At 58.6% G+C, this 15,975-nt stretch carries 11 protein-coding genes and 1 pseudogene; 9 read left to right on the top strand and 3 right to left on the bottom strand.

Features of this window, described 5'->3' with window-relative positions:
* Nucleotides 1-414: 414 nt before the first annotated feature.
* Nucleotides 415-2,328 carry a 5-dehydro-2-deoxygluconokinase gene (gene iolC / locus F3J36_RS16405; protein ID WP_166720037.1) on the bottom strand — a complete coding sequence of 638 codons (1,914 nt, stop codon included), beginning with the start codon at nt 2,326-2,328 and terminating at the stop codon, nt 415-417.
* A gap of 545 nt (nt 2,329-2,873) precedes the next feature.
* Here iolC and iolD point away from each other — a divergent pair.
* The 4 genes and pseudogenes from iolD to F3J36_RS24235 all read left to right on the top strand — a co-directional run.
* Entirely contained in the window at nt 2,874-4,808 is a 1,935-nt protein-coding gene (gene iolD, locus F3J36_RS16400) for a 3D-(3,5/4)-trihydroxycyclohexane-1,2-dione acylhydrolase (decyclizing) (RefSeq protein ID WP_166720036.1), read from the top strand.
* Between the two features lie 64 nt (nt 4,809-4,872).
* A complete protein-coding gene (locus tag F3J36_RS16395) occupies nt 4,873-5,886 on the top strand; it encodes a Gfo/Idh/MocA family protein (protein WP_088516546.1) in 1,014 nt (337 codons plus the stop codon).
* Between the two features lie 69 nt (nt 5,887-5,955).
* On the top strand, nt 5,956-6,852 hold the full coding sequence (gene iolE / locus F3J36_RS16390) for a myo-inosose-2 dehydratase (RefSeq protein WP_058770955.1): 897 nt from the start codon (nt 5,956-5,958) through the stop codon (nt 6,850-6,852).
* A gap of 163 nt (nt 6,853-7,015) precedes the next feature.
* Nucleotides 7,016-7,105: pseudogene (locus F3J36_RS24235) on the top strand (hypothetical protein); the annotation flags it as partial.
* A 109-nt stretch (nt 7,106-7,214) separates the two neighbouring features.
* Here F3J36_RS24235 and F3J36_RS24385 read toward each other — a convergent pair.
* Both F3J36_RS24385 and glpD read right to left on the bottom strand, forming a co-directional pair.
* Nucleotides 7,215-7,505 (bottom strand): DUF943 family protein, encoded by a 291-nt coding sequence (locus F3J36_RS24385; RefSeq protein WP_166720035.1) that lies wholly within the window; start codon nt 7,503-7,505, stop codon nt 7,215-7,217.
* A 12-nt stretch (nt 7,506-7,517) separates the two neighbouring features.
* Complete coding sequence (gene glpD / locus F3J36_RS16380; RefSeq protein WP_058759321.1) at nt 7,518-9,026, bottom strand: glycerol-3-phosphate dehydrogenase; 1,509 nt, start codon at nt 9,024-9,026, stop codon at nt 7,518-7,520.
* A gap of 227 nt (nt 9,027-9,253) precedes the next feature.
* Between glpD and glpE the strand changes: the two genes are divergently transcribed.
* The 5 genes from glpE to malQ all read left to right on the top strand — a co-directional run bounded on the left by glpE (nt 9,254) and on the right by malQ (nt 15,971).
* Nucleotides 9,254-9,580 carry a thiosulfate sulfurtransferase GlpE gene (glpE, locus tag F3J36_RS16375; RefSeq protein WP_021313438.1) on the top strand — a complete coding sequence of 109 codons (327 nt, stop codon included), beginning with the start codon at nt 9,254-9,256 and terminating at the stop codon, nt 9,578-9,580.
* A 32-nt stretch (nt 9,581-9,612) separates the two neighbouring features.
* Nucleotides 9,613-10,437 carry a rhomboid family intramembrane serine protease GlpG gene (gene glpG / locus F3J36_RS16370; protein WP_088517946.1) on the top strand — a complete coding sequence of 275 codons (825 nt, stop codon included), beginning with the start codon at nt 9,613-9,615 and terminating at the stop codon, nt 10,435-10,437.
* 43 nt (nt 10,438-10,480) lie between these two features.
* Nucleotides 10,481-11,239, top strand: coding sequence for a DeoR/GlpR family transcriptional regulator (locus tag F3J36_RS16365; protein WP_088517920.1), 759 nt, complete (start codon nt 10,481-10,483; stop codon nt 11,237-11,239).
* 212 nt (nt 11,240-11,451) lie between these two features.
* Nucleotides 11,452-13,857: a maltodextrin phosphorylase gene (gene malP / locus F3J36_RS16360; protein WP_166720034.1), complete on the top strand. Its 2,406-nt coding sequence runs from the start codon at nt 11,452-11,454 to the stop codon at nt 13,855-13,857.
* Between the two features lie 56 nt (nt 13,858-13,913).
* Entirely contained in the window at nt 13,914-15,971 is a 2,058-nt protein-coding gene (malQ, locus tag F3J36_RS16355) for a 4-alpha-glucanotransferase (RefSeq protein WP_166720033.1), read from the top strand.
* The last annotated feature ends 4 nt before the right edge of the window (nt 15,972-15,975 follow it).

The following is a 15,975-nucleotide window of genomic DNA, read 5'->3' as shown; positions in this document are numbered from 1 at the left end:
ATTTCATCGGTTTATGAATTGCCTCACAAAACTCAGGGGGTTGAAGGCTTTCCCTCACCCTAACCCTCTCCCGCACGCGGGAGAGGGAACAGTCCGGAGCGGCCTGATCGGTCTGCCAGGCCTGGTACAATGCTTAACGACCTGCCTGAACGGCTCCCTCACCCTAACCCTCTCCCGCAGGCGGGAGAGGGAACAGTCCGGAGCGGTTTATGAGACAGGTCGCAAGGTTTTGCTTCTTCATTCAGTGAGAGAGGGGACAGTCCGGAGCGGTCTGCCAGGCCTGGCACAATGCTTAACGACCTGCCTGAACGGCTCCCTCTCCCGGTGGGAGAGGGCTGGGGTGAGGGCATCCGCGCGCAACACACTAAAAAGCGGCCCGTCAGGCCGCTTCTCAGTACATCCTCTTCAAATCCGTCAGCCGCGCGCGGCGCGCCAGTAGCCAATCAGGCGCAGATAATTGCCTTTCACGGTCTCAATCAGCGCCTTATCATCCAGCTCACCGTTCAGCCACTGGCGTGACGGCTGGCCAAAAATGGTGCGACCCACGGCAAAACCTTTCACCCACGTCGCCTGAGCAGCGGCGGCGAAGCCGGCTTTCAGCTTCTCTTCCGGCGCATCAAGGCCGAGTAACAGAATGCCGCGACAGTGCGGATCCTGCTGCTCAATCAGCTCGCCGATCGCCTGCCAGCTCTCCGCCGTCAGCGGTGGTAGCTTCCACCAGTCCGGCTGCACGCCCAGACTATAGAAGTGGCTCAGCATGTCGTAATAGTAGGACTCGTTACGGTCCGGGTTGCTCTCCGGCAGAATCACTTCCAGCAGCAGCTCGTGCCCGCTCTTATTACAGCTGCGCCACACGTCAAGAACCAGCTCGTCCTGCTCTTTACGCAGTTCAGCACTGTCATGGGGATGGTAAAACACCAGGCACTTGACGACGTGCTCGGCCGGCCAGTCCACCAGCTGAGAGCCAATATTGCCGTGCTCAAGACGCAGCGGGCGTGAGCTCGGCAGCTCGATGGGCCGCCCAATCCACCAGTGCTTGCCGGTGATGGCGTTGAGCGCTTTCTGGCCGTATGTGGTATCCGCCAGGATGCCACTCTTCTCATTGAGACCGGCTTCGTTAGCCGCCTCCTGTGCCGCCTGCAACAGCAGCAGTTTCAGCTGCGGAATGCGCTCCTCACTGACACCCGCTTCGCGCGCCATATCGGCCAGCTGTTTACGGTGGTCAAAGGCGAACACATTCAGCTCGGGCCACTGCTGCCTACGCGTGGTAACGCGATGCAGATGATTGAGGCGCGCGTCCAGATCCGGGCGTTTCACCGCGTTATCGCGGCTGAGGAAATCGTCCAGTTCCTCTTTGGTTGGCATCGCCGGCGCACAGCCGTGACGGGATACCACCAGCGCGCCACAGGCGTTGGCGTAGCGGCACGCCTGCTCCCAGCTCTCATCGTTGAGCCAGCCGCGCAGCAGGCCCGACATAAACGCATCGCCGGCGCCCAGCACGTTGAGCACCTCAACGCGCACGCCGCTGTGCAGGCGCGTCTGTTCCCAGCTATCAGGAATCTCGCCCTCAAACACCACACAACCCAGCGGCCCGCGTTTGCAGACCAGCGTGGCACTGCTGGCCTTACGCACATTTTTCAGCGCGGTCAGCGTATCGGTACTGCCACCGGCGATATGGAACTCTTCTTCCGTTCCAACAATCAGATCGAAATAGTGCACCACTTCCTGTAGCTGCTGCGTCACCTGGCCGGATTCAATGAAACGTGTTTCACCGTCACCCAGTGAGGTCAGACCCCATAGCACCGGGCGATAATCGATATCCAGCGCGGTGCGCAGACCGTTGCGCCGGGCGATATCCAGCGCTTTCAGCACCGCCGCCCGCGTGTCCGGATGCGACAGGTGGGTGCCGGTTACCGCCACGGCGCGGGACGAGGTAATGAACTCTTCGCGAATGTCCTCGGGAACCAGCCCCATATCCGCACAGTTGTCGCGATAGAAAATCAGCGGAAAGGTCTCTTCGTCTTTGATGCCGAGAATCACCAGCCCGGTCAGGCGCTGCTTATCGGTGATCAGCCCGTCAGTATTGCAGCCCACGCGCTGCAGCTCTTCACGCAGGAAGCGGCCATTATGTTCGTCACCGACGCGCGCCAGCATCGCCGACTTCAGCCCCTGAATCGCGGTGCCATAGGCTACGTTGCCGGAAGAGCCGCCGAGGTATTTGTTAAAGCTGGTCATATCTTCCAGGCGCGAGCCAATTTGCTGGCCGTAAAGATCGACGGCGATGCGTCCAATACAAATCACATCAAGCCGCTTCTGTTGTGTACTCATACTGATGGTTTCCTTCTGTGATAAGCAGACACGGCGGGCGCTGCCGCCCACTATCAAGCGCAATGCTTCCGGGGTCTCAGGGTGCCTGACTGGCTATGTGGGCAGTATGAGGAATAAAAATTCCAAATACAATATGAAATGAAACATCCATCGCGATTTTGTGAGCCAGGTAAAACTCTGGTGCCGCTACCTTTCCCGCCCTTTACGGCTTGCGCGTTTCGCGGGTGCTCTGGCTTGTGAGCCAGCTCGCAGGAAATGATGACGGATGAGAGGAAGCTGCTGACGTGAAATGAAATTTCGTTATGATGGCTGAGGCACAGCAGGCTGTTTCACTTTGCTGTTATCCCGTCCCGTCATCGCCCGCGTTTCAGCGCCGAATTTGATCTTCATCGCAAAATGAAATGTTTCTTCTGTAATCAGGTTTAATGGAAAAAACATTTGTTTATAATCGCCACACGTTTCACTTAGCGTCGGGCGCGTTTTCACCGCCGACCCGAACCGCGTCGTACCCCCTGAGCGGGTACCACATGTAAAGGAAGAAGCATATGGGCACTATCAGACTGACTACCGCACAGGCGCTGGTGAAATTTCTGGATAACCAGTACCTGAACGTTGACGGCGTTGAAACCAAATTCGTGCACGGCATCTTTGCTATTTTCGGCCACGGCAATGTGCTCGGCCTCGGCCAGGCGCTGGAGCAGGACAGCGGCGATTTACAGGTGTATCAGGGCCGTAACGAGCAGGGTATGGCGCACGCTGCCATCGGTTTTGCCCGGCAGTCGCTGCGCCGTCAAATCATTGCCTGTACCTCTTCCGTCGGACCGGGTGCCGCCAACATGATTACCGCGGCAGCCACGGCAACAGCCAACCGGATTCCACTGCTGCTGCTGCCGGGCGATGTGTTCGCCACGCGCCAGCCGGACCCGGTGCTGCAGCAAATCGAGCAGAGTCACGATCTCAGCATCAGCACCAACGATGCCTTCCGCGCAGTGAGTAAATACTGGGACCGCGTGAGCCGTCCGGAACAGCTGATGACCGCCTGTATCAATGCGCTGCGCGTGCTGACCGATCCGGCGGAAACCGGGGCGGTAACGCTGGCGCTGCCGCAGGATGTGCAGGGCGAAGCCTGGGATTTCCCGGAATACTTCTTCCAGAAACGCGTGCATTTGCTTGACCGGCGTCTGCCGACGGCGGCCCAGCTGGACGCGGCGCTGGCATTGATTGCGCGTAAGCACAAGCCGCTGATTGTAGTGGGTGGCGGCGTGAAATACTCCGATGCCGGTCAGGCGCTGCTGAGCTTTGCCGAGCGTTTCAATATTCCGTTTGCCGAAACGCAGGCCGGCAAAGGCACCATCGTTTCCGACCATCCGCTGAACGTGGGCGGCGTGGGTGAAACCGGCTGTCTGGCGGCGAACCTGCTGGCTAAAGAGGCCGATCTGGTGATCGGTATTGGTACGCGCTATACCGATTTCACCACGGCTTCAAAATGGATTTTCCAGCATCCGGAAATCAGCTACCTCAATATTAACGTCAACAACTTCGACAGCTACAAGCTGGATGGCGTGCAGCTGCTGGCGGATGCACGCGAGGGATTAACCGCGCTGGAAGGCGGACTGAACGGCTTTGAGAATCACTGGGGTGGTCAGATTGAACAGGCGCAGAGCAAGCTGCTGAAAGAGACGCAGCGCGTGTACGCCGCCACTTTCAACACCGACGACTTTATTCCGGAAATCGCTGACCACATCGATCGCACCGCGCTGTTCGCCGAGTTTGAGCGTTTGACAAAGTCGGTGCTGACGCAGAGCAGCGTGCTGGGCACCTTAAACGAACAGCTGCCAAAGGATGCGGTGATTGTCGCCGCCGCCGGCAGTCTGCCGGGTGACCTGCAGCGCGTATGGCGCACCAAAGATTACAACGCGTATCACGTTGAGTACGGCTATTCGTGCATGGGTTACGAAGTGAATGCCGCGCTGGGCGTGAAGCTGGCACAGCCGCAGCGCGAAGTCTACGCCATGGTGGGTGACGGCTCGTTCATGATGCTGCACTCCGAGCTGGTCACTTCGATTCAGGAAGGGGCGAAAATCAACGTCATCCTGCTGGATAACATGACCAATGGCTGCATCAACAACCTGCAGATGGAACACGGCATGGACAGTTTCAACACCGAGTTCCGCTTCCGTAATCCGCAGGGCGGCAAGCTGGATGGCGGATTCGTGCCAGTTGATTTCGCGGCGATAGCCGCCGGCTACGGCTGTAAAACCTACCGTGTCACCACGCTGGAGCAGCTGAAAGCGGCGCTGGAAGATGCGCAGCAGCAGACGGTTTCGACCCTGATTGACATCAAAGTGCTGCCGAAAACCATGGTGCACAAATACTTCAGCTGGTGGCACGTCGGCGTGGCGCAGGCTTCCACCTCAGAGCGGACGCAGCAGGTGGCCGACAAGCTCAATCAGCATATTCAACAGGCGCGTAAGTACTAACCCTTTTCAGGCCGGCGCTGCCCGGCCCGTTTTACCCTACTTATCCGACTCTACAGGTGTAATTATGACGCTCAAACTCGGTGTAATCGGTACCGGCGCAATTGGTCAGGAACATATTCGTCGCTGCAACAACGTGCTGCAGGGCGCAAAAGTGGTGGCGGTTTCAGACATCAATGTGGAAGGGGCGCGCGCGGCGCTGCAGCGGCTGAATATCCAGGCCGAAGTGTATCAGGATGGTCATCAGGTGATTAACTCGCCGGAAGTGGATGCCGTGCTGGTGACCTCGTGGGACCCGACGCATGAAGAGTTCACGCTGGCCGCGATTGCCGCCGGGAAACCGGTGTTCTGCGAGAAGCCGCTGGCACTGAGCGCGGAGGGCTGCCGTCGCATTGTCGACGCCGAGATCGCGCACGGCAAACGTCTGGTGCAGGTGGGCTTTATGCGCCCGTATGATGCCGGCTATCGCGCGCTGAAAAAGGTGATCACCGATGGTGACATCGGCGAGCCGCTGATGCTGCACTGCGCGCACCGTAATCAGAGCGTCGGCGAGAATTACACCACCGACATGGCCATCACCAACACCCTGATTCACGAGCTGGATGTCCTGCGCTGGCTTACCGAGGACGATTACAAAAGCGTGCAGGTGGTGTTCCCGCGCACGACCTCAAAGTCACACGCGAAGCTGAAAGATCCGCAAATCGTGCTGTTTGAAACGCAGAAGGGCATCCGCATCGATGTGGAGATCTTTGTGAACTGCGCGTACGGCTATGACATTCAGTGTGAAGTGGTGGGCGAAGAGGGCATCGCCAGACTGCCGGAGCCGTCGGCGATTCAGATGCGCAAAGATGCCCGCCTTGGCAACGCGCTGCTGACCGACTGGAAAGATCGCTTTATCGACGCCTACGACGTTGAGCTGCAGGCGTTTATCAATGATGTGAAAGCGGGCCAGCTGAGCGGGCCTTCCGCCTGGGATGGCTTTGCCGCGTCGGTGGCGGCCGATGCCTGCCTGAAGGCGCAAACCAGCGGCGCGATTGAGCCCGTTGCCATGCCGCCGCGTCCGGCGTTTTACCTGAAATAATCAGGCGCGTGCGCTAAACCTATCCACGGCAGCGGATTACCGCTGCCTCTCTGTGTCAGGGAGCTGAAAATGAACCAAGAGAACGTCAAACTGGCGATTGCGCCGATTGGCTGGACCAACGACGACATGCCGGAACTCGGCAGCGAAAATACTTTCCAGCAAACGGTCAGCGAGATGGCGCTGGCGGGTTTCACCGGTAGCGAAGTGGGCAGCAAGTATCCGCGCGATCCGGCGGTGCTGAAGCCGATGCTGGATATCCGCGGTATGCAGATTTGTAACGCCTGGTTTAGTACCTTTTTTGCCAACGGTGACAAAGCGAAAACCATCGATCAGTTCATCAACCACATGAATTTCCTGCACGCCATGGGCGCGCGCGTGATTGGCTGCTCGGAACAGAGCAAAAGCATTCAGGGCACGTCGCTGCCGGTGCTGGAGCAGAAGCCGGTTTTCACTGACGAAGAGTGGCGCCTGACGGCAGAAGGTTACAACGAACTGGCGGCGATCGCGGCGCAGAAAGGGATGCGCGTGACGCTGCATCATCACATGGGCACCGGCATTCAGACGCCAGCCGAGATCGACCGTTTTATGGCAATGACCAACGATAACGTCGGTCTGCTGTACGACACCGGCCACATTTACTACTCCGAAGGATCACAGCAGGTGATGCTGGATGTGCTGACCCAACATCTGCCGCGTATTTTCCACGTGCATCTGAAGGATGTGCGTGACAGCGTGGTGGCAGAGGTGCGCGCAAACTCGCTGTCGTTTCTCGACGGAGTGAAAAAAGGCACCTTCACCGTACCAGGCGATGGCGTGATCGATTTCAAACCGGTATTCAAAATCCTCGATGATTACGGCTATAAAGGCTGGATGGTCGTCGAAGCGGAGCAGGATCCGGCCATCGCTAACCCATTCGAATATGCAGTGAAAGCCCGTAAATATATTCGTGACAATGCCGGGCTGTAAGTTTGCGTGTTAATTAGCGCAATGAATTGCGCCGCTACGGTAAATCCGGCAGTGACTTTCGTCATTATCTACCGCACACACTGTAGCGGCGCGATTTATCGCGCTATGTATCAATTGCTCTTCTGCAATCGACTCATTTCATTGTCTTTATTGACTGTCTAAGGTTGAAGCGGAACAGGATCCGGCCATCGCTAATCCCTCCGAATATGCGGTGAAAGCCCGTAAATATATTCGTGACAATGCCGGGTTGTAAGATTGACGGTCAGTTAGCGCAATGAATTGCGCCGCTACGGTAAATGCGGCAGTGACTTTTTTCTTATCAACCGTACACACTGTAGCGGCGCGATTTATCGCGCTATGTATCAATTACGCTTCTGCAATTGACTCATTTCTTTGTCTTTATTCACTGTGTAATTAACTGTATCCAGTGAGAACATCACGCCCCCATCCTGCGCCCGCTGAATTTTCATCAGTAAATTTTTATCCAGGCAATTAGCAGGGGGTTGCATTTGCTTGAAACAAATACGGCCCTCTTTTTCTAATCGCTGATATCCATTACCTAATGCATAAAAATAGTAGGTGATGGGTCCATTTTTATTAAAGGCTCTAAAAGAAAAAACAAAAACCCCGCGCGGTGGCGGGGTTGAGGACAATGCTTAAGGCGATTAGGAAGCCAGCGACAGCGCCGGTTTCTGGCCGTTTTCCGCCAGCCAGTCGCGGATGCGCGCCTGTTCGGCTTCGCTCAGCCACATACCTTGCTTGGTACGGCGCCAGATGGCGTCGTCCAGTTCGCGCACCCACTCGTGTTTCACCAGGTAACGCAGTTCGGCTTCATAGAATTCGTGGCCAAAGTTTTCACCCAGATCTTCACGGCTCTTCGCGCCTTCCAGCAGCACTTCAGTACGGCTGCCGTAGGTGCGGGCGAAGTGACGCGCCATGCCTTCGCTGATGAACGGATAGCGACGGCGCAGGCTGGCAGCGTAATCTTCACGCGTACCGGAGAAATCACCGCCTGGCAGCACGGCGTTTTTGGTCCACGCCGGACCGGCATCGGGGTAGTATTTCGCCAGTTTCTCCAGCGCATGCTCCGCCAGCTTGCGATAGGTGGTCAGCTTGCCGCCGAACACAGACAGCAGTGGTGCCTGGCCGTTGTCGTCGTGCACGTCCAGCGTGTAATCACGGGTGATCGCCTGCGGTGAATCAGATTCATCATCGCACAGCGGACGCACGCCGGAGTAGGTCCAGACGATATCGTCACTGGTCAGCTGCTTTTTAAAGTGCGCGTTATACACCTTCAGCAGGTAGCTGATTTCATTGTCATCGATTTTGACATTTTTCGGATCGCCTTTGTATTCGACGTCGGTGGTACCGATGATCGAAAACTCATCCATCCACGGAATCACAAACACGATACGGTTATCTTCGTTTTGCAGAATGTAAGCCTGCTTCTCGGTGTGCACGCGCGGCACCACGATATGGCTGCCTTTGATCAGGCGAATACCGTACGGCGATTTCAGCTTCAGGCCATCGTCAAAGAACTGCTTCACCCAGGGACCAGCGGCGTTAACCAGCCCTTTGGCGCGCCAGGTGTAGGTTTTGCCGGTATCGACGTCTTCCGCTTCCACCATCCACAGGCCGGCTTCACGCCAGGCGCGGGTTACGCGGGTGCGGGTGCGCACTTCGCCGCCCTGTTTCACCACTTCCTGCGCGTTAAGCACCACCATGCGCGCATCGTCTACCCAGCAGTCGGAATATTCGAAACCGCGCGTAATTTCAGGCTTCAGGGCCGATTCCGCGCCAAAACGCAGACCTTTACTGCCTGGCAGCGTAGTGCGCTTACCGAGGCGATCGTACATAAACAGGCCCATGCGGATCATCCACGCCGGACGCAGATGCGGGCGGTGTGGCAGACGGAAACGCATCGGGAAGGCGATGTGCGGCGCCATTTTCAGCAGCACTTCACGTTCGGCCAGCGCTTCGCCCACCAGACGGAATTCGTAATGTTCCAGATAGCGCAGGCCACCGTGAATCAGCTTGGAACTGGCAGAGGAGGTTGCACAGGCCAAATCCCGCGCCTCCAGCATTAGCACTGACAGGCCGCGTCCTGCAGCATCCACTGCAATGCCGGCACCGTTGATGCCGCCGCCGATCACGATCAGGTCTTTGGTTTCCACGTCATCTCCTCCGATGTTCGGAATAGTTCTAAAATGTTCGTTTTCGAGCGTAATAATAATCGGAAACCAACATTGACGCCAGCGCTTAACTCAATAAAAACATTCTTGCGTGATATAGCTAACATTTCGGCAGGAAAAAAATCACATATCCACAGGATTTGTCAGGTTATAGCGGCGGCTTATCAGGGTAAACTAACGCCAATTGATGACGAGGTAATGAGAGACCCATGGAAACCTTCGAGTGTATTAATGTCCTGCAGGCTAACGAGCATCTGGCACAGGGAGCGCAACTGGTAGACATCCGCGATCCGCAAAGCTTCGCCATGGGCCACGCCACCGGTGCGCAACATCTGACCAATGACAACCTGGCGACGTTTATCGCCGGCGCCCGGCACGACCAGCCGGTGCTGGTGATGTGCTATCACGGTAACAGCAGTAAAGGCGCGGCGCAGTTCCTGTTAAGCCAGGGCTTTAGCGACGTCTACAGCATCGACGGCGGTTTTGATGCCTGGCGCGCGGCGTTTCCGACGCAGGTCGCCACCGGCAGCCTCTGATTGACCGATTAAAGGAAGGAGAGCACCGCATGATGCGCATCACCCAGTTTAACCAGCCGCGTATGGCGCAGGCGTTTGTGGATTACATGGCGACGCGTGGCGTCACGCTGCGCATTGAGCGCGAAAGTCACTGTGTCATTGTGCTGGATGACGACAGCAAGCTGGAGATGGTCGAAAACGAACTCGCGCAGTTCGTGCGCGATCCCAACCATCCACGCTATCAGGCGGCGAGCTGGCACAGCGGTACCACCGACAGCGGTCTGCGTTATGAGCGTGGCAATATCTGGGCAAACATTCGCGAACGCGCGGGCCCGCTCACGCTGACCATCATGATCGCCTGCGTGGCAGTGTTTATCCTGATGCAGATTGTCGGCGACGATGTGGTACTCAGCTGGCTGGCCTGGCCGGCGGATTCCTCCCAGTATTTTCAGGTGTGGCGCTGGTTCAGCCACGCGCTGCTGCACTTCTCGCTGCTGCACATTCTGTTCAACCTGATGTGGTGGTGGTATCTCGGCGGTGCGGTAGAGAAGCGCCTCGGCAGCGGCAAACTGTTCGTTATCATGCTGATTTCAGCGCTGCTGAGCGGCTGGATGCAGGCGAAATTCAGCGGTGTGCTGTTTGGCGGGCTGTCCGGCGTGGTCTATGCGCTGATGGGCTACTGCTGGCTGCGCGGCGAGCGCGATCCCGAAAGTGGCATTTATCTCGAGCGCGGCCTGATTGGCTTCGCTATTGTATGGCTGGTGATTGGCTGGTACGGCGCCTTTGGCCTGTCGATCGCGAACGCTGCGCACGTCACCGGTTTGCTGGTGGGGCTGGCAATGGCGTTCGTTGATACGCGCAAACGCGCACGTCGCTAGTAGCAGGATAAAAAGAACACGGCCTTGAGCCGAGGAGAGAGATGTGAAGCAGACGCAACGTCATGACGCCATTATCGATCTGGTCCGGCGTCAGGGGTATGTCAGTACGGAAGAGCTGGTGGATCACTTTGAGGTCAGCCCGCAGACTATCCGGCGCGATCTGAACGATCTGGCCGATCAAAACAAAATTCAGCGTCATCACGGCGGCGCAGCGCTGCCTTCCAGCTCGGAAAACACCGCGTGGCAGGATCGCAAAATGATGTGGTCGGCGGAAAAGGCACGCATCGCCGAGCGCGTGGCGAGCCAGATCCCGGACGGCGCCACGCTGTTTATTGATATCGGCACCACGCCGGAAGCGGTGGCGCATGCGCTGCTCAACCACAACAATCTGCGTATCGTCACCAACAACCTCAACGTGGCGATTTTGCTGATGGCCAAGCCGGATTTCCGCGTGATCATCGCCGGCGGTGAAGTGCGCACGCGCGACGGCGGTATCATGGGGGAAGCCACGCTCGATTTTATCTCTCAGTTCCGGCTCGATTACGGCATTCTCGGCATCAGCGGTATTGATATGGACGGTTCGCTGCTGGAGTTCGACTATCACGAAGTGCGCACCAAACGCGCCATTATCGAGAACTCGCGCTGCGTGATGCTGGTGGTGGATCACTCGAAGTTTGGCCGTAACGCCATGGTTAACCTTGGCAACATGAGCTTGATTGATTACCTGTATACCGATCAAACCCCGCCGTTAAGCGTACTGAAGGTGATTGAACAGCACGAAGTCCATCTGGAGCTGTGCTGATTTCCCAGGTGCGCATCAATGCGCACCCTGTGAGGCACCAGGTCATCGCGCTTATTGTAGGGTCGCCATTGATGGCGACCAGGCCGCAGCGGCACGCCTTTTTTCACTGCATCTTCATTTCCCAGTCGCTTTTTTCAGCGTCCCCGGCTTAACTTACTCTTTCAGATTTGCGCTTGCCCGTGTTTACCGTTTCGGATGCAAAGGGATGCACTATGTCGCCGCTAAAATTCAATAAAACCCGCTTTGACGCCGCGCTGACCCGCCAGTGGCAGCAGCTCGGACTGACTTCCGCCCGGCAGATGACGCCGCATCAGTGGTGGCAGGCGCTCAGCCGGGCGCTGATGGAACTGCTCGCCGCACAGCCGCCCGTGCCGCCGAAAAGCGCTCAGCGCCACGTTAATTATCTCTCGATGGAGTTTCTGCCCGGCCGGTTGACCGGTAACAACCTGCTCAATCTCGGCTGGTATAACGAGGTGGCCGCCGCGCTGGCAGAGCACCAGGTTGAGCTGAATGAACTGCTGGAGGAGGAGGTCGATCCGGCGCTGGGCAACGGCGGTCTGGGACGGCTCGCGGCCTGCTACATGGATGCGATGGCGACGGTCGGCCAGCCGGCGATGGGGCACGGCCTCAACTATCAGTACGGCCTGTTTCGTCAGTCGTTTGTGGCCGGACAGCAGCACGAAGCGCCGGATGACTGGCAGCGCGATCGCTATCCGTGGTTCCGCCACAACGCGGCGCTGGACGTGCCGGTGGGGCTGGGCGGTAAGGTCAAAAAGCGCGACGACGGCAGCGTCGAATGGCGTCCGGCACAGCAGCTGATCGGCCAGGCCTGGGATCTGCCGGTAATCGGCTATCGCAACGGCATCACGCTGCCGCTGCGCCTGTGGCAAGCCACCAGCGCGCAGCCTTTTGACCTGACGCTGTTTAACGCCGGGAAGTTCCTGCAGGCGGAGCAGCCGGGCATTGAAGCCGACAAGCTGACCAAAGTGCTCTATCCCAATGACAACCATGCGGCAGGTAAACGTCTGCGGCTGATGCAGCAGTATTTCCAGTGCGCCTGCGCGGTGAGCGACATACTGCGTCGTCACCGGCTGGCGGGCCGTGCGCTGCATACGCTGCCGGATTTCGAAGTGATTCAGCTCAACGATACCCATCCCACCATCGCTATTCCGGAGTTGCTGCGCCTGCTGCTGGATGAGCGTGGCCTGAGCTGGGACGACGCCTGGCACATTACCAGCCGCACCTTTGCCTATACCAACCATACGCTGATGCCGGAGGCGCTGGAGCGCTGGCCGGCGAGCCTGCTGCGCGAACTGCTGCCGCGCCATCTGCAAATCATCAAACAGATCAATCGCCAGCTGAAGCAGCAGGTCAAACAGCGCTGGCCGAATGATAGCGCCCTCTGGCACAAGCTGGCGGTGGTGAGCGACGGCGAAGTGCGCATGGCCAATCTGTGCGTGGTGAGCTGTTTCGCCGTCAACGGTGTGGCAGCGCTGCACTCGCAGCTGGTGGTTAACGATCTGTTCCCGGAATATCACCAGCTGTGGCCGTACAAGTTTCATAACGTCACCAACGGCATTACGCCGCGCCGCTGGCTGAAGCAGTGCAACCCCCTGCTGTCCGCGCTGATTGACGACAGCCTGCAGGTGGAGTGGGCCAACGATCTCGACGCGCTGGAATGGCTGGCGCCGCTGGCGAAGAAGAAAAGCTTTCGCCAGCAGTTCCGCACCATCAAGCAGCAAAACAAACTGCGGCTGACGGTGTACATCAAACGCGTGACTGGCATCGATATCAATCCTGACGCGCTGTTTGATGTGCAGATCAAGCGCCTGCACGAATACAAACGCCAGCATCTCAGTCTGCTGCACATCCTGCACTGCTATCGCCAGCTGCGCGATAACCCGGACAATCCCGACTTCGTGCCGCGCGTCTTTCTGTTTGGTGCCAAGGCGGCGCCCGGCTATTTGCTGGCAAAAAACATCATCTGTGCCATCAATAAAGTCGCGGAGGTGATCAACAACGACCCGCTGGTGGGCGATCGCCTGAAAGTCGTGTTTGTGCCGGATTACCGGATTACCGCCGCCGAGCTGATGATTCCGGCAGCCGATCTCTCGGAGCAGATCTCCACGGCCGGCTACGAAGCCTCCGGTACCGGCAACATGAAGCTGGCGCTCAACGGCGCGCTGACGATTGGCACGCTGGACGGGGCTAACGTGGAGATTGCCGAGGCGGTCGGTGAGAAAAATATCTTTATCTTTGGCAACACGGTGGATGAGGTAAAAGCACTGAAGGCCGACGGTTACAGTCCGAAGAAACTGCGTAAGCACGATCGCTATCTCGACGGTTTGCTGAAGGAGCTGGAAAAGGGCAAATTCAGCGACGGCGACCGGCAGGTATTTGCGCCGCTGCTGGAGAGCCTGAGCAAACAGGGCGATCCGTGGCTGGTGCTGGCCGATTTCGCCGCTTACATCGCGGCGCAGCAGCGCGTCGAAGCGCTGTGGCGCGACCCGGAAGCGTGGACCAAAGCGGCGATTCTCAACACGGCGCATACCGGCCGCTTCAGTGCCGATCGTTCGATTCGCGATTATCAACAGCGTATCTGGCAGGCGGCGCGCTGAGCCGCCGGAAAATGACGCTGCATGCGTAATGTGCGCACGGCAACGAAGGAGACGACATGGCCATGAAGAAACTGGATCAGGCTGCACGGGATGCCGGTATCGCACTGAGTTTTATCAACAATAAAGGTGAGTCACAGACCATCAGCGACGACACCAAACGCGCGCTGCTGGCGCTGATGGACGCCCCGACGGGCAACGCGCCACCGCTGCCGCCGGTACTGGTGTTCACGCCGCCCGGGCTGCCTGAACTGACGCCGCAGGGTAGCGACGACTACCGCTGGCAGCTGGTGAGCGAGCAGGGGCAGCACTATGACGGCACGCTGAGCGCGGGAGAAAGCCTGGCGCTGCCGGCAGAACTGCCCGAGGGCTACCATCAGCTCACGCTGAGCACTTCACGCCAGCAGTGGCAGACGCGCATTATCATCGCACCGGCGCGCTGTTATCTGCCGCCAGCGCTGGCGCAGGGGGAGAAGCGCTGGGGCGCGCTGGTGCAGCTCTATACGCTGCGCTCGGCGCGTAACTGGGGCATCGGCGACTTTGGCGATCTGATGCAGATGCTGGAGCAGGTCGCCGCTCACGGCGGCGATTTTATCGGTCTCAACCCGCTGCATGCGCTCTATCCGGCGCAGCCGGATCACGTCAGCCCGTACAGCCCGAGCTCGCGCCGCTGGCTCAACGTGCTGTACATCGACATCAATCAAATCGACGAATTCACCCACAGTGAAGCCGCCCAGCGCTGGTGGCACAGCGCGCCAACGCGCAAAGCGCTAAAACAGGCGCGCAGCGCAGCGTTTGTTGATTACCGCGCGGTGACGACGCTCAAGCTGACTGCGCTGCGTTTTGCCTGGCAGCACGCACAGCCGCAGCTGACCCGACAGCCGGCGTTTCAGCAGTTTCTGGCTGAAGGCGGCGATGCGCTGCGCTATCAGGCGGCGTTTGACGCCATCGTAGCGGCGCGCAGCCAGCAGCATCCCGATGAGTGGGGCTGGGAAAAGTGGCCGTCAGGCTGGCAGCAGGCGCAGCAGCCGGAGGTGCAGCAATGGTGCGCGCAGCATGAGGACGACATTCTGTTCTGGAGCTGGCTGCAGTGGCTGGCGCAGCAGCAGTTCGCCGCCTGCTGGCAGCGTAGCCAGCAGCTGGGGATGGCGGTCGGGTTATATCGCGATTTGGCGGTTGGCGTGGCACAGCACAGCGCGGAAACCTGGCAGGATCCGCAGCTGTATAAGCTGGGCGCATCGGTGGGTGCGCCGCCGGATCCGCTTGGCCCGCTCGGGCAGAACTGGGCGCTGCCGCCGCTCGATCCACATGTGCTGCGCGCGCGGGGCTATCAGCCGTTTATCGATCTGCTGCGCGCCAATATGCGCGACTGCGGGGCGCTGCGCATCGATCACGTTATGGCGCTACTGCGTTTGTGGTGGATTCCCTATGGCGAAGGTGCCGACAAAGGCGCGTATGTCGCCTATCCGGTGCACGACCTGCTGGCGATCCTTGCGCTGGAGAGTCAGCGTCAGCGCTGTATGGTGATCGGTGAAGATCTCGGCACCGTGCCGCAGGAGATCGTCAGCCTGCTGCGCGACCGCGGCATTTTTTCGTGGAAAGTGCTGATGTTCGAGTGCGGGGAGGAGGGGCAGTTCCGGCCACCGGCAGCCTATCCGCGCCAGTCGATTGCCAGTGCCAGTACCCATGATTTACCGACGCTGAGCGGATTCTGGCATGCCGCCGATCTGCAATTGCGCAATCAGCTGGGATTGCTCGCCAGACGCAGCATGCTGAACGCGGCCATCGCCGAACGCGATGGGCAGAGAAAAGCGCTACTGAAGGCGATGAGCGAGGCGCAGGCGATTCACGCACGCAGCAAAAACAGTGCGGGTCAGCGGCTGACGCCCGCGCTGAATCAGGGCGTGCACCTCTTTCTGGCATTTACCGACAGCGCCCTGCTGGGGCTGCAGCCGGAGGACTGGCTGGGAATGGAGACGCCGGTCAACGTGCCGGGCACGGTAGCCGAATACCCCAACTGGCGGCGCAAACTGCGCGTACCATTGGAGAAGTTGTTTAGTTACCGGAAAGTGCAGCGGCTGCTGGCGATCGTCAATGAAGGGCGTAAGAAGCAGTAAAACA

The sequence above is a fragment of the Pantoea sp. Cy-640 genome (genome assembly GCF_011752635.1).
GTDB classification, from domain to species: Bacteria; Pseudomonadota; Gammaproteobacteria; order Enterobacterales; family Enterobacteriaceae; genus Pantoea; species Pantoea dispersa.
This window is presented reverse-complemented; position numbering and strand designations above follow the sequence as displayed.

Bases quoted from the DNA above. Each gene is read 5' to 3' on its own strand.
- F3J36_RS16395 (WP_088516546.1), top strand. From the start codon at position 4,873: ATGACGCTCAAACTCGGTGTAATCGGTACCGGCGCAATTGGTCAGGAA.
- malQ (WP_166720033.1), top strand. From the start codon at position 13,914: ATGGCCATGAAGAAACTGGATCAGGCTGCACGGGATGCCGGTATCGCA.
- glpG (WP_088517946.1), top strand. From the start codon at position 9,613: ATGCGCATCACCCAGTTTAACCAGCCGCGTATGGCGCAGGCGTTTGTG.
- iolD (WP_166720036.1), top strand. From the start codon at position 2,874: ATGGGCACTATCAGACTGACTACCGCACAGGCGCTGGTGAAATTTCTG.
- glpE (WP_021313438.1), top strand. From the start codon at position 9,254: ATGGAAACCTTCGAGTGTATTAATGTCCTGCAGGCTAACGAGCATCTG.
- iolE (WP_058770955.1), top strand. From the start codon at position 5,956: ATGAACCAAGAGAACGTCAAACTGGCGATTGCGCCGATTGGCTGGACC.
- iolC (WP_166720037.1), bottom strand. From the start codon at position 2,328: ATGAGTACACAACAGAAGCGGCTTGATGTGATTTGTATTGGACGCATC.
- malP (WP_166720034.1), top strand. From the start codon at position 11,452: ATGTCGCCGCTAAAATTCAATAAAACCCGCTTTGACGCCGCGCTGACC.